The organism is Rhodococcus sp. ACPA1 (assembly GCF_002300195.1).
Classification (GTDB): domain Bacteria; phylum Actinomycetota; class Actinomycetes; order Mycobacteriales; family Mycobacteriaceae; genus Rhodococcus_F; species Rhodococcus_F opacus.
Genome location: NZ_NSDX01000001.1, coordinates 809,517 through 833,696 on the forward strand (window position 1 = coordinate 809,517; position 24,180 = coordinate 833,696).

A 24,180-nucleotide genomic window follows, 5' to 3' on the forward strand; every position below is an offset into this window, starting at 1 on the left:
CCGATCAGACACGAGGGAGCCCCTGGCGTGGCGTCGCGATCGCGTCCAGGTACAGCCAAGTGCCGTCCTCCCGGACGAATCGGCTGTTCTCGTGCAGCGATTCGCGGTGGCCGTCCAGTACGTAGTGCGCGCGGAACTCGACGGTGCCGGTGGTGTCGAGCAGTCCGCCCCCGCTCGTGCCCAGGATGTCGAGGCGGGTCCAGCGCTGCTCCGGATCGAGGTCCAAAGTCTCGGGCCGCGTGCTCGGATGCCACGTCGCGAGGAGGTAGTCGGCATCCAGCACGGCGAACGCGCTGAACCGTGATCGCATCAGGCGTTCGGCCGTGGGTGCCGTCGTCTCGCCGCGGTGATACCTCCCGCAGCAGTCGTCGTACGGTTCACCGAGCAGGCAGGGGCATCGAGCGGTCACGGTTCCAGTATGGACGGCGGTCACACGAGCTTGTGGGTGCGGTCCTTCCAGTACGGCGCGCGCAGTTCCCGCTTGAGGATCTTGCCGGTGGGGTTGCGGGGCAGCAGGTCGACGATGTCGACCGTCGTCGGGCACTTGAACTTCGCCAGACGCTGGCGGGTGTAGTGGATCAACTCGTCCGGTTCGATACTCGTCCCGGTCACCGGCACGACGACAGCCTTGACCGTCTCACCCCAGTGGTCGTCGGGCACGCCGATCACCGCCACCTCCGCAACCGCCGGGTGCTCGACGAGCACCCGTTCGATCTCGGGGGAATACACGTTCTCACCGCCGGTGATGATCATGTCCTTCAGCCGGTCCTCGATGAACACGAAACCGTCGGCGTCCGCGCGTCCCATGTCGCCGCTGCGCAACCATCCGTCGGCGGTGACGGCCTCCGCCGTCGCCTCGGGCTTGCCGAGATACCCGGGCGTGCGTTGATCCGAACGCCACCACAATTCCCCCGTCTCGCCGGGGGCGACGTCCTCGGCCGTGGCCGGGTCCACGATGCGCATCTCCACACCGGGAATGGGCTGTCCCGCCGACGCCATCCTCTCCTCCTGCGCCGGGTCGCGATGCACCTCGGGCAGCAGAGCGGTGACGACACCCGCGCACTCGGTCATTCCGTAGACCTGGACGAACTCCGCCTCCGGCCAGGCCGCGAGCGCGCGGCGCAGCAACGGCATCGGCATCGGCGCCGCGCCGTATGTGATGCGATGCAGCGCACCGAACGCGGCGACGGCCTGCTCGCCGGCGGCGAGCACTCCGGCGATCACCGGCGGCACCAGGAACGCGATGTTCGCACCCGCCGCGAGCGCACCGAACAGGGACGGGGCGTCGGCCTCCCTGGCGAAGTGGCACCGGGCGCCGGCGTGCACACCCATGATGGCGTAGCAACTTCCGCCGACGTGGAACAGCGGCATGGCGACGAGTAGGCAGTCGTCGTGCCGCGCGGGCAGGATCTCGAGCACCGCGGCGCTGTGGGCGATCAGGTTGCGGTGGGTCAGCTGAACCCCCTTCGGCCTGCCGGTGGTTCCCGAGCTGTACAGGATCAGGGCGGTGGCATCCGCTCCCACCTCCGGTGTCGACGACAGCACGGACGCCTCGGCGAGCCACGGCTCGAACTCGTCGTGCTCTCCGCCGACGGTGATGATCTGCTCGATGCCGGTCAGCCGGTCGCGCAGTGCCATGACCTGTTGGAGGAACTCGTTGCCCACGAACAGGATCCGCGCCCCGGAATCGTTGATCACGTAGTCGAGTTCCTCACCGGCCAGGCGCCAGTTGGGGACTGCGGCGGCCGCGCCGAGTAACGAGGCGGCGTAGGTGACCTCGAGGCAGGACAGATGGTTCTTGTCGACGAACGCGACCGTGTCGCCCGCCCCGATTCCGCCCTCCGCCAAGGCTCCCGCGATGTGCAGGATCCGGTCGTGCCATCCGGACCACGTGTAGTCGGTGCCCTGGAACTGCACGGCGACGTCATCCGGTCGGACCTGCGCCCAGTGCGCGAGTCGGTCGAAGATGATCTCGTTGTCGGCGTCCGACATGCGCCCACCTCTCGTCTGTGACGTCAGTCACATCAGGCTAGTAGCCGGTGATCCGATCAGTGACGTTTTGCCTCACGCGGCCGAACTGCTGCGGCTCTGTGTGTCCGCGCGTCGCAGCGCGGCGGTGCCGATGGCGCCGACCACGATCAGAGTGATGCCCAGCCAATCGGGGTCGTTGTCGGTGACGAGCATCGCGATCCCCACGCCGACCACGAACGGCGGCAGGAAGTCGAACAGTTTGACGAGGGGCGGTGCCACCTCTTCCGGTTCTCCGGGCTCCCGCGGCGTCTGCGCGCTCGCCACGTCCGGATACCACTCGGTGAAGGACAGCGCGAACAGCAACGCCCCGATCGGGATGATCCAGCCCGTCCAGAAATTGTCCGGTTGGTCGAGGACCAGGTCGCCGTACAGCCCGGCCGCCGCCGATACTGTGAAGGACAGCGCCCACACCAGCGTGATGAGCTGATTGACCTTGAGGAACAGCGGCGAGGTCCAATACTCCTCGGGCGTGGTCTCTTTCGCGTACGGCAGGGTGAACGGATTGCGTAGCAGCAGCGAGCCGAACGCGAACGCGACCAGCGCCAGGCTCGACATCTCGCCCGACCACTTCTCCAGCCACGTGATCAGGTCGTCGGATGCGAACAGTCCGATCGCGGCGAGGCAGCCGAAATAGAGGATGTCGAACACTTCGAGGGGTTTGAATGTTCCGCCGCGTCGGTGGCTGAGGAACAGGAACAGGATCGACAACCCGAGAGCGGTGGCGACCGACTCCTCGAACCGCCCGGGACCGGACAGCAGCGACATCAGGATCCACGGCGCCAGGCCGGCGAAGGGTGATTGCAGGAACGCGTCGAGGAACCGCGATCCCGCCCGGGGTTTGGGGGATTCGTTGGCCATGAGGCTCTCCTTCGCACCGGCGATACCGGAATTCTCCCAGGTCGGCACTTCCGTTGTGGGCGTTTCCGCGCGGGTCTCCGTGTCCGAGATCACGGCCGCGGGGACCCAAGATCAGGGTGGTCCCTGATGGCGGGCCGCCGCGGGTGTCGACAAGATGGAGGAGTGCGCCGCGCGTGCACCGACCCGGCCCGTCACCACGGGGCCGGACCGCCACAAGAGGAATGACGAAAGGCGATCATGAGCACGCATGCCCCCGCTGTCGCTGCCCGTGCTGTCGAGCTGTCCAAGACGTACGGCACCGGCGACACCCAGGTTCACGCGCTCAGCGCGGTATCCGCCGAGTTCGCCCGTGGTGAGTTCACCGCGATCATGGGACCGTCCGGTTCCGGTAAGTCGACGCTGATGCACTGCCTGGCAGGTCTCGACGCGGCCAGTTCGGGTTCCGTCCTCATCGGCGACACCGAGTTGACGACGCTGACGGACAAGCAGATGACGCAGCTGCGACGCGACCGGATCGGCTTCGTGTTCCAGGCGTTCAACCTGGTGCCGACGCTGACGGCACTGGAGAACATCACCCTTCCGCTGGACATCGCGGGCCGCAAGCCGGACGCCGCGTGGCTCGAGAACGTGCTCACCAAGCTCGGACTGCAGGACCGTCTCGAGCATCGCCCCGGCGAGTTGTCCGGCGGTCAGCAGCAGCGAGTAGCGTGTGCCCGCGCCCTTGCGGGGCAGCCGGAGATCATCTTCGGCGACGAGCCCACCGGCAACCTCGACTCGAAGTCGTCGGGGGAGGTGCTGTCGATCCTGCGGGCGGCGGTGGACGAGTTCCACCAGACCGTCGTCATCGTCACGCACGATCCCCGCGCGGCGGCCTACGCCGACCGGGTGGTCTTCCTCGCCGACGGCAAGATCGTCGACGAACTGCGTGACCCGACGGCCGATTCGGTCCTCGACACGATGAAGCGACTCGACGAGCCCGCCCACGCCCTCGCGTCCGACGCGGCGGTCTGACCGCATGGCGTCCACATCCAGCGCTCCGATGCGCAAGGTGTCGCTGCGCAACCTGGCGGCACACAAGGTCCGGCTGGCGCTGACGGTGCTGTCCGTGGTGCTCGGCACCGCGTTCGTCGCCGGCTCCTTCGTCTTCACCGACACCCTCCAGAAGACGTTCGACTCGATCTTCGAGAACACCGCGCAAGGTGTCGACGTCCGGGTGTCGAGCGAGGAGCGCAACTCCAGCGGAGTGCCCCTCGCCGACCTCGACACCATCACAGCGCTGGACGGAGTGCGCGCGGTGGCACCTGCCGTCAGCGGGCAGATCGTCCTCATCGACTCCGACGGCGCCGCCGTACAGACGGGTGGTGCGCCGAGCATCGGCGAGTCGTACCTCCCGCCGGGTCAGGCGCTCGGTGAACCCGACGAATACGTTCAGGGGGGCCCGCCGGCCCAGGTCGGCCAGATGGCCGTCAACGCCAGTGCCGCCGAACGCGCGCAACTGGCGGTCGGCGACACCACCAAGGTCCTCGTGCCCGCTCGCGGCATGGTCGACGTCACCGTCTCCGGCATCTACGACACCGGCAACGAGACCGGTGGATTCATCGGCGCGACGTTCGTCGACTCGCAGGCCCGTCAACTGTTCACCGACGGCAAGCACGTCGAGTACATCGACGTCGCCGGAACGGGTCTGTCCCAGACCGACTTGCGCGACGAGATCGCCGCGGCCCTTCCCGACGCGAAGGTCCAGACCGGCGACGAGGTGCGCGAGGAGACCAAGGCGCAGGTGACGGAGGCGCTGAGCTTCATCAATTACTTCCTCCTCGCATTCGGTGCGATCGCCCTGCTCGTCGGCACGTTCATCATCTACAACACGTTCTCGATGATCGTGGCCCAGCGCCTGCGCGAACTGGCACTGCTCCGCGCGATCGGTGCCAGCCGCAAGCAGGTGGGCCGTTCCGTGGTCTTCGAGGCCCTCGTGGTCGGCGTGATCGGCAGCGCGATCGGGATCGCCGCCGGCGTCGGCCTGGCCTACGGTCTGCGCGCACTGCTGAACGCGTTCGACGTCGGTCTGCCCGAGGGGCCCCTGCAGGTGGGGCCGCGCACGATTCTCATCGCCCTCGTGGTCGGGGTGCTGGTGACGACGATCAGCGCGTACGCGCCCGCCCGGCGCGCGTCCAAGGTGCCGCCGGTCGCGGCGATGCGGGAGGAATTCGCGTCCACCGGTGACTCACTGCACGTGCGGACCATCGCCGGCGCCGTCCTCGGTGTCCTCGGCGTCGTGGGACTCGTGATCGGCTCGCGCGGCACCGGTGGTGGCGCGGCCGCGGTCGTCGGTGCCGGCGCGCTCGGTCTGATCCTGGCCGTGCTGTTCGCCGCCCCGGCGTTGTCCCGGCCGATCGTCGGGGCCCTCGGAGCGGTACTGGCCAAGCCGTTCGGCCCGGTCGGGCGCCTGGCGCGCACCAATGCCGTGCGGAATCCGCGTCGCACCGCCGCCACCGCGTTCGCACTGACGCTCGGTCTGATGCTCGTGTCCGTGATCGGTGTGTTCGGCGCGTCCGCGAAGGCCAGCGTCAACCAGCTCGTCGACTCCGGGGTGTCCGCCGACTACGTGCTCACCGGCCCCAACCAGATCGGTGTGCCCAGCGGCGCGGCGAGGGCCGTGCGGAACCTCGACGACGTCCAGAGCGCCGCCGCCCTGCATCCGGTGTCCGTGAAGGTCGACGACGAGCAGCAGCAGGGCGCGTCGCTGGACGGCCCGCTCGAGGGCGTCCTCGACTACAAGCTCGTCGAGGGCGGCGCAGATCTGACGGGCAACCACCTCATCGTGTCCCAGACGACGGCCGCGCAGAAGGGCTGGACACTGGGGACGACCGTCCCGATGACGAGCGCGGACGGGAAGGTCGTCGACGCCGAGGTGACAGGCGTCTTCGAGGACAACCAGCTGGTCGGCGACTGGCTCGTCTCGGACGACGTGTACCGCCAGGTGATGCCCGCCGCGACCATTCCCGACCTGGCTGTCCTCGTCGACGCGAAGCCGGGTGCGGATCTGACGCAGCTGCGCGCCGACCTCGAATCCGCGACCAAGCAGTTCGTCGTGGTTCAGGTGCAGGACCGCGAACAGTTCAAGGGAACGCAGGGGCAGCAGATCGACACGCTCCTCGCCATCCTCTACGGACTGCTCGCACTCGCCGTCGTGATCGCGATCCTCGGCATCATCAACACGCTCGCGCTGTCGGTGGTCGAGCGTCGGCGGGAGATCGGCATGCTCCGCGCGGTCGGAATGCAGCGGTCCCAGATGCGTCGCACGATCTATCTGGAGTCGATGCTGATCGCGGTGTTCGGCGCGGCCGTCGGCGTGCTGCTGGGTATCGCATTCGGTTGGGGCTTCGTGAGCACCCTGAAGGACCAGGGGCTCGACCAGGTGACGGTGCCGTGGGGGCAGGTGATCGCGATGCTGCTCGGATCCGGCGTGGTCGGCGTACTTGCAGCGCTGTGGCCGGCGAGCCGCGCCGCCCGCACCCGGCCGCTCGAGGCCATCGCCGACCTCTGACCCGTGAGTACTTGTCAACCGCGGGCGGTTGACAAGTACTCACGGGTGCGGAGCGCGTTTGATATGACTTGTGCCAGAGATGTGATGGCGGTCATGTTCGTCGCAGGGGCAGATTGGGTGGGTACGGGGACAGTGCAGAGAATTGTGATCGTCGGAGCGGGCCTGGCAGGTCTGCGCACAGCCGAGGAACTCCGGCGGGCCGGATACGAAGGTGACCTGGTTCTTCTCGGCGGGGAGCCGCACCTTCCCTACGACCGCCCACCGCTGTCGAAGGAAGTGATGCGCGGGGAGACGAGCGACACCACGCTCAAGCCGCGTGAGTTCTTCGACGAGAAGAACATCCAGTTGCGTCTGGGGGTCGAGGCGGTCGCGGTGGACACCGGATCCCGCATCCTGAGACTCGCCGACGGCACCGAACTCGGCTACGACGAACTGGTGATCGCCACCGGCCTCGTGCCGCGGCGGATACCGGGTCTGCCCGACCTCGCGGGCGTCCACGTTCTCCGGTCCATCGATGAGAGCCTGGCGTTGCGCGCGGACCTCGCCGAGGGCAAGCGGGCACTGATCGTCGGCGCGGGCTTCATCGGCTGCGAGCTGGCGGCGAGCATGCGGGCCGGTGGTCTCGACGTGGTGCTGGTGGAGCCGCAGCCGACGCCGCTCGCGTCCGTGCTCGGCGAGAAGATCGGCGGACTCGTCGCCCGGCTGCACACGGAAGAGGGAGTCGACCTGCGTGCCGGTGTCGGGCTCACGTCGCTGGTGGGCACCGACCGCGTCACCGGAGCCGTCCTCGGCGACGGAAGCGAGGTGGACGTCGACGTCGTGGCGATCGGAGTCGGCTCGGTGCCGGTCACCGCGTGGCTCGACGGTTCGGGCGTCGAACTGGACAACGGTGTGGTGTGCGACGGCGTGGGACGCACGGCGGTGCCGCACGTGTGGGCGGTCGGCGACGTGGCCGCGTGGCAGCTGCAGGTGGGCGGTCGAAAACGTGTCGAGCACTGGAGCAATGCCGGTGAGCAGGCCAAGATCCTCGCCGGGGCGTTGACCGGGACCGGCGACGAGAACGCCGCCGCTCAGGTGCCGTACTTCTGGAGCGACCAGTACGACATCAAGATCCAGGCGCTGGGCACGGTGGCGGCCACCGACGAGGTGCACGTGATCAAGGACGACGGCCGCAAGTTCCTCGCCTACTACGAGCGGGACGGCATCCTGGCGGGTGTCGTCGGCGGTGGAATGGCGGGGGGCGTCATGAAGATGCGGGGCAAGATCGCGGCGGGAACTCCGATCGGCGAGGTCCTCGAGGCCGCGTCGGCGTAGGCCGCCGGGCGGGGGCGCGATAGATTCTCCGGGTGATTGTTGCGCTCATCGACTCGGGTCTCGGCATGCTGCCGACGTCGGCGTGGCTGCGCAAGTTGCGACCCGAACTGGATCTGATCCTCGCTCTGGATCCGGACGGGGCTCCGTGGGGTCCCAAGCCGGAACAGTGGGTGATCGACCGCGTTCTCGCGACCGCGCAGCGCTGCCTCGACCGCGGAGCCGAGGTGATCGTGCTGCCGTGCAACACGGCGAGCGTCACCGCGCTCGACCACGTCCGGGAGTTCGTCGGACCGGCTGTTCCGGTCGTCGGCACCGTTCCGGCGATCAAGCCGGCGGCCGCCGCGTGTCCGTCGGTGGCCGTCTGGGCGACCGCGGCAACGACGGCGAGCCGGTATCAGGCCGATCTGATCGAGAAGTTCGGGAACGGCAGTTCCGTGGTGGGTGTCGCGTGCCACGGTCTCGCCGAGGCGATCGACCGCGGCGAGCGGGACGCTGCCACCGCCGCCATCGCCTCCGCAGTGGAGCGCACACCTGACGGTGTGGGCGGGGTGGTGCTGGGCTGCACCCACTATCCGTTGGTGGCCGACGAGATCGCGGCGCAGCTCCCCGCCGGCGTGCGGTTGTTCGACAGCGCCGAGGCGGTGGCGGCGCATACCCTCCGCCGTATCGATGCGTTGAACCGTCCGAGCGCGGGGGAAGGCACCGTCGAGGTCTTCCTCAGCGGCAGGCCCGGGCGGCTGCCCGCGAGCGCCGAGGCGTTCCCCGCCGGTCAGCTGTTGTCGGCGGGGCGTTCTCAGCCGAGTTGAACCATCCCGGCCGCCACGACGCGTGCGACGTTGTCGAGTTCCTCGCCGTGCCGCCTCGGCAGGTCGTCGAGGTCGTGGAGGCGGTCGCTGCCCGCCACGGAGAACATCGCGGCCACCCACGCCGTCGCACAGGCCCGGAGCGTCCCGGGTTGCACGGGGTAGGGCGAACTGGCCTGCAGGAGACGCTCGGTGATGTCGCTGAGGTAGTCGCGGAACCGTCGCAGGTGCGCACGGACGTCCGGGTGGGTCTCGGCCTCGCGCCAGATGATCACGCGCATCACCGACGAGTGGTGATCGCGCAGATTCAGCGCGTTGTCGAGGTTGACGAGGCTGGCGGCGGGGTCGCCCGGAGTCACCAGGGGGCCCACGTCGCCGAAGGGTTCGGTGGGCAGTCTCTCGGACAGCAGCGCCAGAAGGATGTCGGTCTTGGAGGGGAAGTAGTAGAACACCAGTCCTTTCGGGACGTGCGCGGCAGAGGCGATCGATGCGGTGGACGTGGCATCGAATCCGTGTACGGCGATGAGGGATTCGGCGGCGTCGAGAATCAGTTCTCTCGCGTCGCCGTCGATCTTCGCGCTGCGCCGCCGTCGGCCTTTCCGCGGTTGGGGGCCACCGGGCTTACCGAGATGGGGTGCTGGCATGAGCCTTTCCGGACGTGAACGGCGGGGCGCAGGCCGTAAGCCTGCGCCCCGCCCGAATCGATGTTCTCGATGCTGTGGTTCACAGATCAGTGATGTGTCGCCAGCCCTCCGTGTCCGTGCATCCGGGAACTCATCATCGGCAACCCTGTGACAGCCACGACGACTGCCAGGACACCGACTACCCATGCGGTCCACGACGCGCCCGTGAATGCGTCGAAGTTCATCACCCACGGGGAGAGGAACAACAGCACTCCGAAGACGGCCATCGCGTATTCGGCCACAGTCATCTCCGGGCGGCTCATATGGACGAGACCGGAGAGGGCCACGAGTACACCGAGCACGATGAGTGACCACATCGCGGCGTTGTTGGTGTCGAGCCACAACGGCGAGAGCGCCGCGAAGGCTCCGATCACGATCGCCACCACATCTTGCATACGACTCCACGATCTCATGTCCAGCCTCCTCGAAATGGATTGTGTCCACCTCGAGTACACGCCTGATTGACCGCCCGATCAATACTTGCACCGTTGCATTCGGATAACGCGAACAGCAGGTCAGAGTATGTTTCGTGATCTTCGCCCGCGCTGTCGCGGCGACTGTCGGTCCCGTGTGGGACAGTGCCTTCGTGACTTCCACCGCGGACGACGTGAAGCGCGCACTCGACGAGTTGTCGGACGAGACCGACGCCGTCAATCTGGCACGGTTCTTCAAGACCGGTCCGGGGGAGTACGGGGAGGGCGACGTCTTCATCGGCGTGCGGGTTCCCGGGACGCGCAGCGTGGTTCGTGCGCACGCCGATCTGGATCTTCCGGAGGTGACGGTGCTGCTCGACAGTCCGGTGCACGAGCATCGACTGGCGGGGCTGCTGGTGCTCGCGGCGCAGTTCGACCGGGCGGCCAAGGCAGGCGATGACGCTCTGCGCGAGAAGATCGCGTCCTTCTACCTCGAACTGGTGATGCGGGGACGGGTGAACAACTGGGATCTGGTGGACTCGTCCGCCGACCGGATCCTGGGCGCGTGGCTGTACGACCGGCCGCGGGACCCGGTGTTCGAGCTGGCCGCGGACGACGACCTCTGGCGGCGCCGTGTCGCCCTGCTCAGTACGTTCGGTTTCATCCGCCGGGGTGACGCCTCCACCACGCTCGAGGTGGCGGAGCGTGTTCTCGGTGATCGCCGCGACCTCACGCAGAAGGCGACGGGCTGGATGCTGCGCGAGGTCGGCAAGCGGGTCGACCGCGACCTGCTCACCGGTTTCCTCGACCGGCACGCTGCGGCGATGGGCCGCACCGCGCTGACGTATGCGTGCGAGCATCTGACCGCAGAGGAGCGTGCGGGCTACCGCGCGATGCGGTGACGGGATACCCGCTACATTCGGTGGCATGACTGCTCCCGCGCCCACTCGCCGCCGCCGACGTGCCGGGGTGATTCTCGGCGCCGTCGTCGCTGCGATGGTCGTCGTCGCGGGAGGCGTGTTGTGGCTGGCGCCGGACCGCTACCTGCCGTGGGACACCGCAGAATTCCCGGCCGTCGACACGTCCGCGTTGTCGCCGCAGCAGGCACGGATCGTCGGGCTGCTCGAGGCCGAACACGACAGGCAGCGGCCGGGCACGTTCTACTCCGAAGGGGTCGAAGAGCCCTGGTGTGCGGACTTCGTCAGCTGGATCATGCGGGAAGCCGGCCAGCCGCTGGCGAATCCGAATTCCGGGCACTGGCGGATTCCCGGGGTCTACACGTTGCAGGAGTACTACGAGTCGCAGTCGCGGTTCGAGGGGGTCGGTGGCGGATACCGCCCGAGCGTCGGGGACGTGGTGCTCTACGACAACAGCAGCTGGGTCGGCCAGCACACCAACGTCGTCGTCGCGGTCGACGGAGACACCGCTACGACGGTCGGCGGCAACGAGTTCGGCCGTATCCGCGTCCACACCGTGGACTGGACGAGCGACTCCGCCGTCGTCGGTTTCGGCCGGCTCGGGTGAGCGGAGTCAGAATTCGATCTTGAGGTGATCGGTGACCGGCCGGGCCTGGCAGCCCAGGATGTAGCCGCTCTCGATGTCCTCGGGGTCGAGGATTTCGCTGTTCTCCATCTCGACCTTGCCCTCGAGCACGGTGCACGCACAGGACCCGCATTCGCCCTCCTGGCAGGAGTAGGGCACGTCGATTCCCTTGGCCAGCATGATGTCGACGAGGGTCTGCTTGCGGGGCCAGCTCAGGTTGTGGATCTCGCCGTCGAGTTCCACCTCCACGGTCGCGGCGTCGGCGGCCTCGTCCTCGGTGACCTCCACGACGTCGGCGTCACGGAACGGGTCGCCGGCCAGCGAGTTGAACACTTCGGCGTGCACCTGGCCGCGGGGCATCCCGGCGTCGGCGAGGGCCTTGTGGATGGTGTCCATGAACGGCGCCGGTCCGCACATGAATGCTTCGTGGCCCAGGTAGGGCGCGACGGCGGAGGCGAGCTGATCGACGCCGGGCAGGCCCTGGACCGTCTCGAGCCAGTGGATGGACACGAGGCGCGACGGGTACCGGCCCGCGAGGGCGCGGAGTTCCTCCGCGAAGATGACCGACTTCTCGTCGCGGTTGGCGTAGAAGAGCACGACCTTGCCGGACCCCTCGGTGAGGGCGGACTTGAGGATCGAGATCACCGGCGTGATGCCACTACCTGCCGCGAACAGCAGGAAGTCGTGGTCCAGTGACTTGGGGGTGAACACTCCCGACGGGGGGAGGACCTCGAGGGTGTCGCCGACGGCGACGTTGTCGCAGAGCCAGTTGGACCCGTAGCCCTCGGCCGTCCGCTTGACGGTCACCTTGGGGGCGTCGTCGGTGAACGGTGAGCTGGCCAGCGAGTAGCACCGGGCGACCGAGCCCGTGCGGTCGCTGGGGATGCGCAGGGTGAGGAACTGGCCCGGCTTGTAGGCGAACTTGTCGGCGAGGTCTGCCGGGACGTCGAAGACCAGTGACCGGGAGTCGGGGGTTTCCTCGACCACGCCCGACACGGTGAGCACCACCGATCGTGAGCTGTGCGGCACCTCGACAGTCGTCATCGTGTGTGCAGTCCTTCCGTACTTCGCAGCGCCGGAACGCTCGCTTGCCTGCTCCAAATATAGAACAGGTTCTAGTTTTTGCCTAGCGGGTGGGCTCCGCGTGAAGTGGACAGCCTATCGAGTGCCGCCCCCTCCGGTTCGGCCCGGCCGCACCTGCCCGTTCGGGCAGTTTGTGCGCCGCGGTCGGACGGTTCGGCCCTGCAGGCCTGTGACGGGGGCCCGAACTAGGTCACAGTGGATTCCAGGTGAGACGCCGATCACATCAAGTGCGTTCCCTTCCACAACGCTTCAGATCCGACATCGACAAATCGAGGAGACGGCCATGGCCATCGAGCTCAACCAGATCTGGGACTTCCCCATCAAGGAATTCCACCCGTTCCCGCGGGCACTGATGGGAGTGGGCGCCCACGACATCATCGGCGTCGAGGCGAAGAACCTCGGATTCAAGAGGACCCTGCTCATGACCACGGGCCTGCGCGGTTCGGGCATCATCGAGGAACTGGTCGGCAAGATCGAGTACCAGGGCGTCGAGGTCGTGCTCTACGACAAGGTCGAGTCCAACCCCAAGGACTACAACGTCATGGAGGCCGCCGCGCTCTACCAGAAGGAGAAGTGCGACTCGATCATCTCCGTCGGCGGTGGCTCGAGTCACGACGCCGCCAAGGGTGCCCGGGTGGTGGTCGCGCACGACGGCCGCAACATCAACGAGTTCGAGGGATTCGCGAAGTCCACCAACAAGGAGAACCCGCCCCACATCGCCGTATCCACCACGGCCGGTACGGGTTCGGAGACATCGTGGGCGTACGTCATCACCGACACGTCGGACATGAACAACCCGCACAAGTGGGTGGGATTCGACGAGGCGACCATCGTGACCCTCGCGATCGACGACCCGCTGCTGTACTACACCTGCCCCCAGCACTTCACGGCGTACTGCGGATTCGACGTCCTCGCGCACGGCAGTGAGCCGTACGTGTCGCGTCTCGACTTCGCGCCGTCGCTCGGCAACGCGCTGTACTCGGTGGAACTCGTCGCGAAGAACCTGCGGGAGGCCGTGTTCGAGCCACGTAACCTGAAGGCCCGCGAGGGAATGATGAACGCGCAGTACATCGCCGGCCAGGCGTTCAACTCCGGCGGCCTCGGTATCGTGCACTCCATCTCGCACGCGGTCAGCGCGTTCTTCGACAGCCACCACGGCCTGAACAACGCCATCGCCCTGCCCCGCGTCTGGGAGTACAACCTGCCGTCGCGGTACGAGCGCTACGCCCAGCTGGCCGGAGCGCTGGGGGTCGACACCCGCAACCTCACCACGGTGCAGGCCGCGGACGCAGCGGTCGAGGCGGCCATCCGCCTGGCGAAGGACGTCGGCATTCCGGACAACTTCGGTCAGGTGCGTACCGACTCGTACGACAAGAACCAGATGAACACCAAGAAGTACGAGGGTCGCGGTGACACCATCCGGGGCGACGAGAAGACCGTGCGGGCCATCTCCGAACACATCCAGGGCGACTGGTGCACACCGGGCAACCCGCGCGAGGTGACGGTCGAGTCGATGCTCCCCGTGGTCGATCACGCGATCAACAGCGCGTACTGACCGACCGCTGAAACTCGCGTCCGGGGCGGGCGCCTCACCCAGCCCGGCCCCGCCCCGGATGCGTTCCCACCACACCGCTGACGAAGGACGGACGCCCCGATCATGACTGCACCGCACACAGCCCCGGAACCGGAGGACATCCGCTTCGCCGACGGCGCGGAACTGAAGGAGGCGTTGCGCGAGGTCGACTACATCGCCGACGACGAGTTCGCGGTGGTCGTCCACCTGGCGACCGCGCTCGAGCGCCCGTTGCTGCTGGAGGGGCCTGCCGGCGTCGGCAAGACGGAGCTGGCGAAGTCGCTGGCCGAGGCGTCGGGGCGGAAGCTCGTTCGGCTGCAGTGCTACGAAGGTCTCGACGACAACCGGGCCCTGTACGAGTGGGACTACGCGAAACAGCTTCTGCACGTGCAGATGTTGCGCGACCGCATCGGTGAGAAGATGGGCGCGTTCGACGACGTCGCCGAGGCGTCGCAGTTCCTGGCCGCGCAGGATTTCGGATTGTATTCGGAGAAGTTCCTGTCGGTCCGCCCGCTGCTCGAGGCGATCCTGTCGCCGGACCCGGTGGTGCTGCTCGTCGACGAGGTGGACCGCACCGAGGAGTCGATGGAGGCGCTGCTCCTCGAAGTTCTCGCGGAGGGACAGGTCACCATCCCCGAAGTGGGGACGTTCACCGCGCGGTCGGCGCCGTGGGTGATCCTGACGTCCAACGACACTCGTGAACTGTCGCCCGCACTCAAGCGTCGTTGCCTGCACTACCACCTCGGCTACCCGACACCACAGCGCGAGCGGGACATCGTGACGGCCAGGGCGCCCGAGGTCGAGGAGGCCGTCGCGGCGGACGTGGTGGATCTGGCGCGCACGCTGCGGCAGTTGCCGCTCCGCAAGAGTCCGTCCATCGCGGAGGTCATCGACGCGGCCCGTGCGGCGGTGGTCCTGAAGTCGACGGGGGTGGCCGTGAGTTCGCAGGCCGCGGTCCGCGACATCCTGCTCACCGCCCTGCTCAAATACACCAGCGACGTCGAACTGGTCCGCACCCGGCTCTCCGGCGAACAGCCCTTCCCGGCGGACGGTGGCGAAACCGCTCCGGCCGGGCCGGTGGAGCGGGTGACGGTCGCATCGCGGCCGGCCAACACCACCACGGCCGTCTTCCGCGGGCACGGTGGCCGCGACCGGGGCGGCATCGGCGCGGGTCGGCAGGGTAGGCGCTGACGATGCTCCGCCCGCAGCCCGACCCCTCCCCGTCGCTGCCCGCGCAAATTCTCGACGTGCTCGCGGCGTCCTTCGGAAAGGTGTTGCGCCGCTACGGCGTCGCCGCGTCTCCTGCCGAGGTCATCGAGGTCCGCCGGGTGTTCGGCTTGGTCGGCGGCCGTGACCTGCCCACACTGAGGACGTCGCTGCGTGCGGTCTGCGCGAAGTACACGTACGAGCAGGCGGGTTTCGACCGCGCCTTCGACGTGTTCTTCGCATCGATCGCCGACGCGGCACCCGACGCGCGTCCCCCGTCCCGGACCGAGTTCGCGGAAGGCCTGCCCTCCGCGCTGGAGGTGGCGGACAACGCGGAGACCGCCCGGTACGCGGAGTACAACGAGCGCGCCGCCGAGGTGGGCGACCACTTCGACACCCCCGAAGCGCAGAAGGGTTTCAACCCCCACAAGGACGACGACGACGTCAGCATGACGTCGAGCGACGCGGATCTGTCCGTCGATTCGGAAGCCGAGTCCGGACGACGCGGTGTCACGTACACGGTGGAGGTCGAGCGGGCGGCGAGCACCGCCGTCGGTGACCTGGCGTCGTCGACGAGCGGTGCCGTCGTCGGATCGTTGTCCTGGGACGATCCGGAGTCGATTCTCGCGTGGCTCGACCTCTACGACCCGAGCACGGTCTACGCCGATTCCGATGGGGCCGAACCACTCACCGCGGCCCAGCTGAACCGGCTGGCGGAGGCGGTGGAGGCATTCGTCGGCGCGCTGGCGGACGCCCGGGACCTGGCCGCCGGACCCGCAGAAGCACCGGGGACCACGAGCGGCTCGGTGTCGGCCACGTCCCGTGCCGAAGTGAATCAGGCGTGCTACGAGGTGCTTCGGCGGATGCGCGGACCGTCACGCCCCCGCCCGCGCGAACTGGCGCGGGGCCGGCTCGACATGCGCCGGACCGTGCGCGCGAGCCTGCGGACCGAGGGCATACCCTTCCACCTCATGGTGAAGGCGCCCCGCCCGGACCGGGTGCGGGTGCTGATCCTCGCGGACGTGTCGCTGTCGGTGCGACCCGTCACCGCCTTCACCCTCCGGCTGGCACAGGCCATGCATCGCCGGGCGAGCCGCTGCCAGGTCCTGGCGTTCGTGGACCGGCCCGTCGACGTCACGGACACCCTCCTCGCCGGGGCCGACGACGACGCGCTCGCGTCGGTGCTCGCCGACCCGCGCATCGACCTGGAGGCGAGCAGCGACTACGGCCGCGTGTTCTCCGACGTGCTGACCGAGTTCGGCACCGACGTGAACTCCCGCACCTCGGTGGTCGTCGTCGGCGACGGGCGGTGCAACGGCCTCCCTCCGGGTGTCGACGAGTTCGCCGAACTGCGTCGCAAGGTGCACCGGCTGGCCTGGATCACCCCGGAACCCGAGCGGTACTGGACCCAGGCGTCGTGCGCGATGCCGGAGTACGCGGAGATCTGCGACCGTGTCGTCGTCGCGCGGGATGCCGCCCAGCTGATGTCCCGCGCCGCCGAGCTCGGGCACGCGTTGCGGTGACGATCCCGTCTACCTACCCGATCGGGTAGGTACGTACCTGTCCTTCGGTGGGTGTGGGAGCTCGTCCCGGACCGTAAGGTCTAGGTCAGAGTCTTGTAATCTGGATCACATGCACGCAGGTGTCGGGAGGAGTGTCGACTTGTCCGTGTCCTATCCGTCCACCCGCACCACCGCCCCGGGCAGGCTGGTGAAATTCCATGCGCCCGAGATCGTGTTCGGTATCGGGTCGATGGTCGAGGCCGCGCACGCGGTACTCCGCCTCGGCGGATCGAGGCCGATGCTCGTCACCGATCCGGGTCTGATCGACGCCGGCTGGGCCGCAGAACTTCAGGATCAGCTGCGCGAGCAGGGCCTCACCCCCGTCGTGTGGAGCGCGTTGACGCCCAACCCCAAGGACCACGAGATCGCGGCCGGGCACGACGCGTACCGCGAGGGTGAATGCGACGTCCTCGTCGCCCTGGGCGGCGGCTCCGTCATCGACGCAACGAAGGGCATCGCGGTGCTCGCCGCGAACGGGGGCAACATCCTCGACTACGAGGGAGTCGACCAGGCCACCAGTCCGATCCCGCCGCTGGTGATGGTGCCGTCCACGTCGGGCACGGGCGCCGACGTGTCGCAGTTCTGCATCGTCACGGACACGAGGCGGGGCACCAAGATCACCATCATCGGCCGCGCGCTCGTGCCGGACGTGACCGTGATCGACCCCAGGCTGCTGACCACCATGCCGGAGTGGCTCAACGCGGCGACCGGCCTGGACGCCCTCACGCACGGTATCGAGGCGTTCGTGTCGCTGGCCCACAACCCGCTCACCGACCACCATGCGCTCCGCGCGGTCGGGCTGGTCACCGACACCCTCGTCCGCACCATCGAGGAGCCGATGGAGATGGAGTCGCGCGCCGTCATGGCGCAGGCGAGTCTCGAAGCCGGCCTCGCGTTCACCAATGCGATCCTCGGTGCCGCGCACGCGATGAGCCATCAGGTCGGGGGACTGCTCGACCTGCCGCACGGAGTCATCAACGGCATCCTTCTCCCGCACGTGATCCGATTCAACGCCACCGACGACGCCACCCCGTTCGTCGCCATCGCCGCCGCCCTCGGTCTCGAGGAGCGTCGCGGAACACCCGAGGAGGCTGCTCTGGCGGTCGCGGACCGGGTGGAACGCCTCGCCCGTGAGGTCGGAGTTCCGAAAGGTCTGGGGCAGTTGGGGGTTCGTGAAGCCGACCTGTCACGCCTGGCCGAGTTCGCGCTCCGCGACGCCTGCATGTCCACCAACCCGCGCACGGCCACCCAGGAGCAGATGGTGGCGCTGTTCCGGACTGCGCTGTGAGCGCATGAACGCCCCGGACCTGTCGACGCTCACCGGACTGCGGTCCGGCAAGCCGACGTTCTACCCCCAATATCGCGGCGCCGCAGAACGTCTCGAACGTGTCGTCCACGCACTGGAACTCATCTCGCGGGCCCTCGTCCGCACGGTGGAAGGCCCCGAGACCCTCATCTGCGCGGTCGCCGAGGCGGCCCGGGCGCACCTGGACGCGCGATGGATCGCGTTCGCCCTCGCCGACGGCATGCTGCCCGACGCCGGCCCGCGCCGGCTCGTCCTGGGGCCGGACGCGACGCCGTTCCTCGTCGACAACGTCGAGGGCCCCCCGCTGCCGGACGAGGTCGTGACGTGTCTGGCCGACATCCGGTCCGCGCGCACCGGGGGCGCTCCCGTCATCGACGCGCACCATGCCTTCGTGCCGATCGTCCTCGAGGGTGGCGTCGTCGGAGCCTTCGCGGCCTGGACGGCCGAGCACCGCACGCTCGACACGACCGACGGCGCGGTCCTCAGCATCCTCGCGAGCCAGACCGCCGTGGCACTGCAGAATTCGGCGCTCTACCAGCGGGGTCAGCTGCTGCTCGAGCGGGCCGAGCACGCGTACTCGGAGGCGCGTCGTACCGCTTCCGATCTGGCGGTGCGCAACGCCGAACTCGAATCCACCCAGCGTCAACTCGGAGCGGCGCACCGGCACCAGGTCCTCGACGAGGAACGACACCGGATCGCGCGCGAACTCCACGACAGCGTCACGCAGGCGGTGCTGTCGGCGGGGATGCAGATCGAGGTGTGCCGGAGCGGTGTCCCGGACGACGAACGCAGCGAGAGGCTCGATCTTGCAAAGGAATTGACGCGCCGCGCCGTGGAGCAGTTGCGCTCGGCCATCTACGCGCTCAATCACTCCGGCGGTTCCGACCGGACGTCCCTGCCCGAGATGCTCGAGCAGCTCGGGGTGGTGCACATGCCCGACGAACTCGCGGTCACCGTCCGCGTCGGCGGGACCCCCGCCGAGCTGTCCAGCGACCGGGAACACGCGCTGCTGAGGATCGCCGGCGAGGCACTGTTCAACGCGGCGGTGCACGCCAACGCGACGCGCGCCGTCCTGCGGCTCACGTATTCGGCAGATTCGGTGCTGCTCTCCGTCGCCGACGACGGAGACGGAGACCCCAAGCGGATGCGCCTGATGCTGCGGATGGCGGCGAACAACGACCTCGACGGGCACCACCGCGGGTTGGCGAACATGCAGGCCCGGGCAGCCGAATTGGGCGGCGCTCTCGAAGTGGCGCGGGCCAGGATCGGCGGAGTCCGGGTGGCTGCCCGGATCCCGTTACATTCCGACAGTGAGGTGGACCGATGACCATAAGAACCTCGGTGCGTGACCAGACCGGGTCCGCCCGCCCCACCTCGGTGGTGAAGCTCGTGCTCGTCGACGACCACGCGATTCTCCGTCAGGGTCTGCGTTCGGTCCTCGAGCGGGAGCCGGATCTCGAGGTGGTCGGGGAAGCGTCGTCCATGCAGGAGGCGCTGGCCGTCGTCGGTGACGTCGCGCCCGATGTCGTGCTGATGGACTTGAAGCTGTCGGCGGCCTCCGACTACGAGGGGCTGGCACTGTGCGCACAGCTGTCCGCCGCGGACGGCACGATGGGTCTGCTCGTGCTCACGACGTTTCTCGACGAGCAGCTCGTCGTCCGCGCCATCCACGCCGGCGCCCGCGGCTACGTGGTCAAGGACGTCGACACCACCGAACTGGTGCGCGCCATCCGCGCAGTGTCTCGCGGCGAGAGCGCATTCGATTCACGCAGCGCGTCGGCGGTGATCCGCTCGCTCAACGGGCAGACGACGCCGCGGGACGGGCTCACCGAGCGTGAACTCGAGGTCCTGCAACTCCTGGCCAAGGGTCTTTCGAATGCGAAAATTGGTGAGCGGCTGTTCATCTCGGCTACGACGGTGAAATTTCACGTCAGCAACATCATGCGCAAACTCGACGTCGGCCGCCGTGCAGAGGCCGTATACGAGGCGGGCAAACTCGGTCTGATCTGATCCGGCCCCGTCGCGGCCGGGGCCGCGGAACCCGTCGTGACCACCCGCGAACCGGCGTAGCGTCCCCATCATGGCTGCGATCTCGGTGGAGAATCTCGTCAAGACGTTCGGGCCGACCCGCGCACTCGACGGTCTCGACCTCGAGGTGGGGACGGGGGAGGTGCACGGATTCCTCGGCCCCAACGGGTCCGGCAAGTCGACAACCATCCGGGTACTGCTCGGCCTGCTGCGCGCGGATTCGGGCAATGCCCGCCTCCTGGGCGGTGACCCGTGGCGCGACTCGGTGTCGCTGCACCGGCGGCTCGCCTACGTTCCCGGTGACGTGAACCTGTGGCCCAATCTCACCGGCGGCGAGGCGATCGACCTCCTCGCGGGGTTGCGCGGCGGGCTGGACGAGCCGCGGCGCGCGGAACTCCTCGAGCGGTTCGAACTCGATCCTACGAAGAAGGCGCGCACGTACTCGAAGGGCAACCGGCAGAAGGTCGCGCTGGTGGCCGCGTTCGCGTCGGACGTCGAACTGTACGTGCTCGACGAACCCACGTCCGGGCTGGATCCGTTGATGGAGTCGGTGTTCCAGGACTGCGTCGAGGAGATGTCCGACGCGGGGAAGACGGTCCTGCTGTCGAGTCACATCCTCGCGGAGGTCGAGGCGCTGTGCGATCGGGTGAGCATCATCCGCGAGGGCCGGACGGTGGAGACCGGCACCCTCGCCGAACTGCGTCACCTTACGCGCACGTCGATCACCGCCGACACGCAGCGGCCGGTGACCGGACTCGACGCCGTCGAGGGGGTCTACGACGTGCGAGTCGACGGCCTGCACACCCGGTGCGAGGTGGACACCAGCGCGATCGACGGGGTGCTGCGCCATCTGCTGACGTTCGGGATCACGTCGCTGACGTCGACGCCCCCGACGCTGGAAGAGTTGTTCCTCCGGCACTACGGGGACGAACTGGCCCGGGAGGGCGAGAACCACCGGCGGGCCGAGTCCGGGACGCGGACGCCATGAGCACGGTGACGGCGCCGGCGCCGGCGGGCCGCGGCCAGTATGCGGGAACCGCCCGACTCGTACGGCTCGCCCTGCGCCGCGACCGAATCCAATTGCCGGTGTGGCTGCTCGCGCTCGCAGCGCTGCAGGCATTCTCGGCGTCGAGCGTGCTCGGCCTGTATCCCACGGAGCCCGACCTGCGCAGTTTCGCGATGGCCACCGCGGCGTCGCCGGTCGCGCTGGCCACCAACGGTCTCGTGTCGGGGTACAGCGCCGGCGCCGTGCTCGCCTGTCAGATCGTCATGCCTCTGTCGCTGGCCGCCGGCCTGATGACCACCCTGCTGGTCGTGCGGCACACCCGCCAGAACGAGGAGACCGGCCGCGCCGAACTCGTCGAGGCCGCCGTGGTGGGCCGGAAGGCTCTGCTCACCGCGGCCCTGGTGGTCGCGGTCGGAGCGAACCTTGCTCTCGGACTACTCAACGTCGTGGTGCTGTTGGCGGCGGGTCTGCCACTGGACGGGTCGGTGGCGCTCGGCGCGGCCGTCGCCGGTGCCGGTATCGCGTTCGCGGCGATCGCCGCGGTGACAGCGCAGGTGACGGACAGTGCCCGCACCGCCAACGGACTCGCCGGGGCCGCCCTGGGCGTGGCATTCCTGTTGCGTGCGGTGGGGGACATGACGGGGACGGTGACGGACAACGGCACGCGGGTGGTGAGTGGCTGGCCGACGTGGGTGTCGCCGATCGGCTGGGCCGAGCAGGTCCGTCCGTACGACGACAACGCCTGGTGGGTGCTGGCGTTGACCACCGTGTTCGCACTCGCGGTCGGCTCGGTCGGCTTCGCCCTCACGGAGCACCGGGACATCGGCTCCGGGCTCGTGCCGACCCGCCCGGGCCCCGCCCGCGCGTCCCGTTCGCTGCCGACGGCGGTCGGATCGGCGTGGCGGATGCAACGGACGATCCTGTTCTGGTGGGCACTCGGGATCGTCGTCCTCGCCGTGGTGTACGGCGCGATCGCAGACCAGATCGACGACTTCCTCGGCGAGGGGGAGCAGGTGGCCGACATGATGGAACAGCTCGGTGGTGGCACGACGAACATGGTCGACGCCTACTTCGCCGCCATCTTCGGCATGATGGCGATCGCGGTCGCGGGCTACGCCGTGCAGGCATTGCTCCGGATGCGCGGAGAGGAGTCGGCCGGGCGACTCGAACCCGTTCTCGCGACAGCGGTCTCGCGTCCGCGGTGGATGCTGGCGCACGTCGGCCTGGTCACGGCCGGCATCGTCGTCCTGCAGGCGCTGACCGGGGCGGCGACCGGTCTCGCGTACGGTCTGGTGACCGACGACGTGCCGGGAAAAGTCGTGAACCTCGCCGGGGCCGCCCTCGTTTTCGTACCGGCGATCGGGGTGGTCGCAGGAGTGGCGGTGTTGGCGTTCGGCGGCGTCCCCGCCTGGTCGGCCGGGCTCTCCTGGGGTGCGCTCGCGGGCTGCCTGATCTTCGGATTCCTCGGATCACTGCTCGGGCTGCCTCAGGCGGTCCGCGATCTGTCGCCGTTCACACACGTCCCTCCCGTTCCCGCCGCGGAGGTGACGGCCACTCCTCTGGTCTGGCTGGCGGTGATCGCCGTCGTCGTGGGTGCCGTCGGAGTGGTGCTGTTCCGTCGGCGCGACCTCACGAATTCGTAGCGGCAGAGCGAGGCTGGGTCGACGGGCGGCGCCGCAGGTCGGTGTCCAGCATGCGGATCAACTCACCGACCCGTCCACCGCCACCCGGTGCCGGTGGAAAGCGTTCGAGCACGTCGACGACGACCGGTGTCGCACGATGCACCGCCTGGTCGAGGTGTCCGGCACCGACGGTCCGATCGTCACCGGCGACGAGCTCGGCGGCTCTGGCCGCGTGAGCGCCCGCTCCGAGAATATGTTTGACCTGGGTGGCCTTGGCCAACGGATGCAAATAGGCGGCGCCTGCCGCAGACATCGCTGCCCACGCGGCGTCCCGCGCAGCCGCAGTCTCCGTGCCTTTGGCTGCCGCGAGCGCCGCCCATGCTGTGTCGCGCAGGGATTTCCCACGCTCACCACCCCGCGCGAACTCCCACGCAGCAGTGATCGCGGCGCGGGGCCGCGAGTCGTGCGGCTGATCGGCCTCGAATATCGCGAGCACCATCTCCGCGCACCCCGCGGCAAACGCGGCGACCTCACGAAGTTCCTGTTTGCTCAGAACGATCTCGCTCGCTTCCCCTGCCATGGTTCCATTTTCGACCATCGGGGGCGGTGCCGTACCGCGATTTCACGCTGTGTCTCCCCCGGACAGGGGCCGCACGTCGGCGACGTCGTACTCGGCAACCGACGCCGAGAGCATTTCCGCGTCTTGCTCGTCGCTCGGACCGCTGCCGCGGAAGGTTTCGACCGCCGCTTGCGACTCCCAGCGCTCGAAGACGTTGATGCGACCGGGGTCGACCAGGTCGGCGGTGATCGCGAAGTCGAGGCAGCCTGCTGCGCTGCGTGCCTGTTCGACGACGCTCACGCAGCCTGCGAGATAGGACTCGCGCTGCTGGGGTGCGACGATGATGTGTCCTGCGACGATGACCATGGGTTCGCTCCTCTTTCAGGCGTCTTCCTGTCGAGCCGGGTGGGTGAAATTCGAGCCGGGACTGTCTTCGCCACAGCACCTCTCGTCCAGTACAGACAGCATGCGCGCGCGAAACTCATCGCGGTCGTTGTCGCCCCAGCACAGCAGATTCGACATGTCGGCCGCGTGGGGGGCGATTACCATGCCGGGCATGGAGTGGACTGACGATCTCCGCGGGCGGATGGACGAACTACTCGACGAGTACCGGGCCGCTCTGCGCGGCGGTCTCGACGGTCTGGACGACGAGCAGGCGCGCCTGCGTCTGGTGCGCTCGAAGACGACGCTGCTCGGATTGGTCAAACACGTCACTTACGTCGAGGGCGTGTGGTTCGACCAGGCGGTGACCGGTCGCTCGTACCGGGAGATCGGCATCGCGAGGACCCCCGACCAGTCGTTCACCCTCACCCGGGCCGACACCATCGCATCCGTGCTCGACGCCCACGCCGAACGCTGTGACGCATCCCGGCGGACCATGGCCGCCCTGGCGCTCGACGACACAGTCGACGGCCGGGGCGAGCGCACCGTGTGGGCGCTGTACCTGCAGGTACTGCGTGAACTCGCCCAGCACGCCGGTCACGCCGACATCCTGCGCGAGCAGATCCTCACCGGCCACATTCCTTGATCGCTGATGGTCGTGTG

The 24,180-nt window shown here is 68.5% G+C and carries 23 protein-coding genes; 15 read left to right on the forward strand and 8 right to left on the reverse strand.

Translation table 11 applies throughout. The features are described from left to right. Positions 1-4: 4 nt before the first annotated feature. The 3 genes from CJ177_RS03500 to CJ177_RS03510 form a co-directional block, all read right to left on the reverse strand. Complete coding sequence (locus tag CJ177_RS03500) at positions 5-433, reverse strand: YchJ family protein (protein WP_095867281.1); 429 nt, start codon at positions 431-433, stop codon at positions 5-7. Next, a complete protein-coding gene (locus tag CJ177_RS03505) occupies positions 430-1,992 on the reverse strand; it encodes a long-chain-fatty-acid--CoA ligase (RefSeq protein WP_095867282.1) in 1,563 nt (520 codons plus the stop codon). The genes CJ177_RS03500 and CJ177_RS03505 overlap by 4 nt, the downstream gene beginning before the upstream one ends. Before the next feature lie 72 nt (positions 1,993-2,064). After that, positions 2,065-2,982, reverse strand: coding sequence for a hypothetical protein (locus tag CJ177_RS03510; RefSeq protein WP_005239420.1), 918 nt, complete (start codon positions 2,980-2,982; stop codon positions 2,065-2,067). Positions 2,983-3,126: 144 nt separating this feature from the next. Between CJ177_RS03510 and CJ177_RS03515 the strand changes: the two genes are divergently transcribed. From CJ177_RS03515 to CJ177_RS03530, 4 genes are all read left to right on the forward strand, one after another. Beyond that, positions 3,127-3,900 carry an ABC transporter ATP-binding protein gene (locus tag CJ177_RS03515; protein ID WP_005239421.1) on the forward strand — a complete coding sequence of 258 codons (774 nt, stop codon included), beginning with the start codon at positions 3,127-3,129 and terminating at the stop codon, positions 3,898-3,900. Between the two features lie 4 nt (positions 3,901-3,904). Then, positions 3,905-6,436 (forward strand): ABC transporter permease, encoded by a 2,532-nt coding sequence (locus CJ177_RS03520; RefSeq protein ID WP_095867283.1) that lies wholly within the window; start codon positions 3,905-3,907, stop codon positions 6,434-6,436. Positions 6,437-6,520: 84 nt separating this feature from the next. Further along, a complete protein-coding gene (locus CJ177_RS03525; protein WP_179443161.1) occupies positions 6,521-7,750 on the forward strand; it encodes an NAD(P)/FAD-dependent oxidoreductase in 1,230 nt (409 codons plus the stop codon). A gap of 32 nt (positions 7,751-7,782) precedes the next feature. Then, entirely contained in the window at positions 7,783-8,556 is a 774-nt protein-coding gene (locus CJ177_RS03530; RefSeq protein ID WP_095867284.1) for a glutamate racemase, read from the forward strand. Here the strand turns inward: CJ177_RS03530 and CJ177_RS03535 are convergent. Both CJ177_RS03535 and CJ177_RS03540 read right to left on the reverse strand, forming a co-directional pair. Next, positions 8,544-9,197: a TetR/AcrR family transcriptional regulator gene (locus CJ177_RS03535; RefSeq protein WP_005239429.1), complete on the reverse strand. Its 654-nt coding sequence runs from the start codon at positions 9,195-9,197 to the stop codon at positions 8,544-8,546. The two genes, CJ177_RS03530 and CJ177_RS03535, sit on opposite strands and share 13 nt — an antisense overlap. A gap of 86 nt (positions 9,198-9,283) precedes the next feature. After that, positions 9,284-9,649, reverse strand: coding sequence for an SPW repeat protein (locus tag CJ177_RS03540; protein WP_025432213.1), 366 nt, complete (start codon positions 9,647-9,649; stop codon positions 9,284-9,286). A 173-nt stretch (positions 9,650-9,822) separates the two neighbouring features. On the opposite strand from CJ177_RS03540, the gene CJ177_RS03545 reads away from it, so the two are divergent. Together CJ177_RS03545 and CJ177_RS03550 are read left to right on the forward strand one after the other, a co-directional pair. Further along, positions 9,823-10,551 carry a DNA alkylation repair protein gene (locus CJ177_RS03545; protein ID WP_257014370.1) on the forward strand — a complete coding sequence of 243 codons (729 nt, stop codon included), beginning with the start codon at positions 9,823-9,825 and terminating at the stop codon, positions 10,549-10,551. A 25-nt stretch (positions 10,552-10,576) separates the two neighbouring features. After that, entirely contained in the window at positions 10,577-11,173 is a 597-nt protein-coding gene (locus tag CJ177_RS03550) for a CHAP domain-containing protein (protein ID WP_061041801.1), read from the forward strand. A 6-nt stretch (positions 11,174-11,179) separates the two neighbouring features. Here the strand turns inward: CJ177_RS03550 and CJ177_RS03555 are convergent, their stop codons facing one another. Next, on the reverse strand, positions 11,180-12,235 hold the full coding sequence (locus tag CJ177_RS03555; RefSeq protein WP_061041802.1) for a ferredoxin--NADP reductase: 1,056 nt from the start codon (positions 12,233-12,235) through the stop codon (positions 11,180-11,182). 322 nt (positions 12,236-12,557) lie between these two features. Here CJ177_RS03555 and mdo point away from each other — a divergent pair, with 322 nt between their 5' ends. From mdo to CJ177_RS03595, 8 genes are all read left to right on the forward strand, one after another. After that, positions 12,558-13,829: an NDMA-dependent methanol dehydrogenase gene (mdo, locus tag CJ177_RS03560; RefSeq protein ID WP_005239439.1), complete on the forward strand. Its 1,272-nt coding sequence runs from the start codon at positions 12,558-12,560 to the stop codon at positions 13,827-13,829. Positions 13,830-13,931: 102 nt separating this feature from the next. After that, positions 13,932-15,038, forward strand: a complete 1,107-nt coding sequence (locus tag CJ177_RS03565; RefSeq protein WP_095867286.1) for a MoxR family ATPase — start codon at positions 13,932-13,934, stop codon at positions 15,036-15,038. Between the two features lie 2 nt (positions 15,039-15,040). Then, complete coding sequence (locus CJ177_RS03570) at positions 15,041-16,576, forward strand: VWA domain-containing protein (protein WP_095867287.1); 1,536 nt, start codon at positions 15,041-15,043, stop codon at positions 16,574-16,576. A 139-nt stretch (positions 16,577-16,715) separates the two neighbouring features. Then, positions 16,716-17,903, forward strand: a complete 1,188-nt coding sequence (locus CJ177_RS03575; RefSeq protein WP_306453375.1) for an iron-containing alcohol dehydrogenase — start codon at positions 16,716-16,718, stop codon at positions 17,901-17,903. Positions 17,904-17,907: 4 nt separating this feature from the next. Continuing rightward, a complete protein-coding gene (locus CJ177_RS03580) occupies positions 17,908-19,248 on the forward strand; it encodes a histidine kinase (RefSeq protein WP_025432216.1) in 1,341 nt (446 codons plus the stop codon). Then, the gene (locus CJ177_RS03585) at positions 19,245-19,931 is read left to right on the forward strand and encodes a response regulator transcription factor (protein WP_025432217.1); all 687 of its coding nucleotides are present in this window, start codon (positions 19,245-19,247) and stop codon (positions 19,929-19,931) included. The genes CJ177_RS03580 and CJ177_RS03585 overlap by 4 nt, the downstream gene beginning before the upstream one ends. Positions 19,932-20,001: 70 nt before the next feature. Next, complete coding sequence (locus tag CJ177_RS03590) at positions 20,002-20,937, forward strand: ABC transporter ATP-binding protein (RefSeq protein ID WP_005239455.1); 936 nt, start codon at positions 20,002-20,004, stop codon at positions 20,935-20,937. Further along, the gene (locus CJ177_RS03595; RefSeq protein ID WP_025432218.1) at positions 20,934-22,598 is read left to right on the forward strand and encodes an ABC transporter permease; all 1,665 of its coding nucleotides are present in this window, start codon (positions 20,934-20,936) and stop codon (positions 22,596-22,598) included. The genes CJ177_RS03590 and CJ177_RS03595 overlap by 4 nt, the downstream gene beginning before the upstream one ends. On the opposite strand, the gene CJ177_RS03600 is transcribed toward CJ177_RS03595, so the two are convergent. Continuing rightward, positions 22,585-23,157, reverse strand: coding sequence for a putative immunity protein (locus tag CJ177_RS03600; protein ID WP_095867288.1), 573 nt, complete (start codon positions 23,155-23,157; stop codon positions 22,585-22,587). The two genes, CJ177_RS03595 and CJ177_RS03600, sit on opposite strands and share 14 nt — an antisense overlap. Before the next feature lie 42 nt (positions 23,158-23,199). Further along, positions 23,200-23,502 carry a putative quinol monooxygenase gene (locus tag CJ177_RS03605; protein ID WP_005239462.1) on the reverse strand — a complete coding sequence of 101 codons (303 nt, stop codon included), beginning with the start codon at positions 23,500-23,502 and terminating at the stop codon, positions 23,200-23,202. A gap of 190 nt (positions 23,503-23,692) precedes the next feature. Between CJ177_RS03605 and CJ177_RS03610 the strand changes: the two genes are divergently transcribed. After that, positions 23,693-24,163, forward strand: coding sequence for a DinB family protein (locus tag CJ177_RS03610; RefSeq protein WP_197436102.1), 471 nt, complete (start codon positions 23,693-23,695; stop codon positions 24,161-24,163). Positions 24,164-24,180 lie beyond the last annotated feature (17 nt).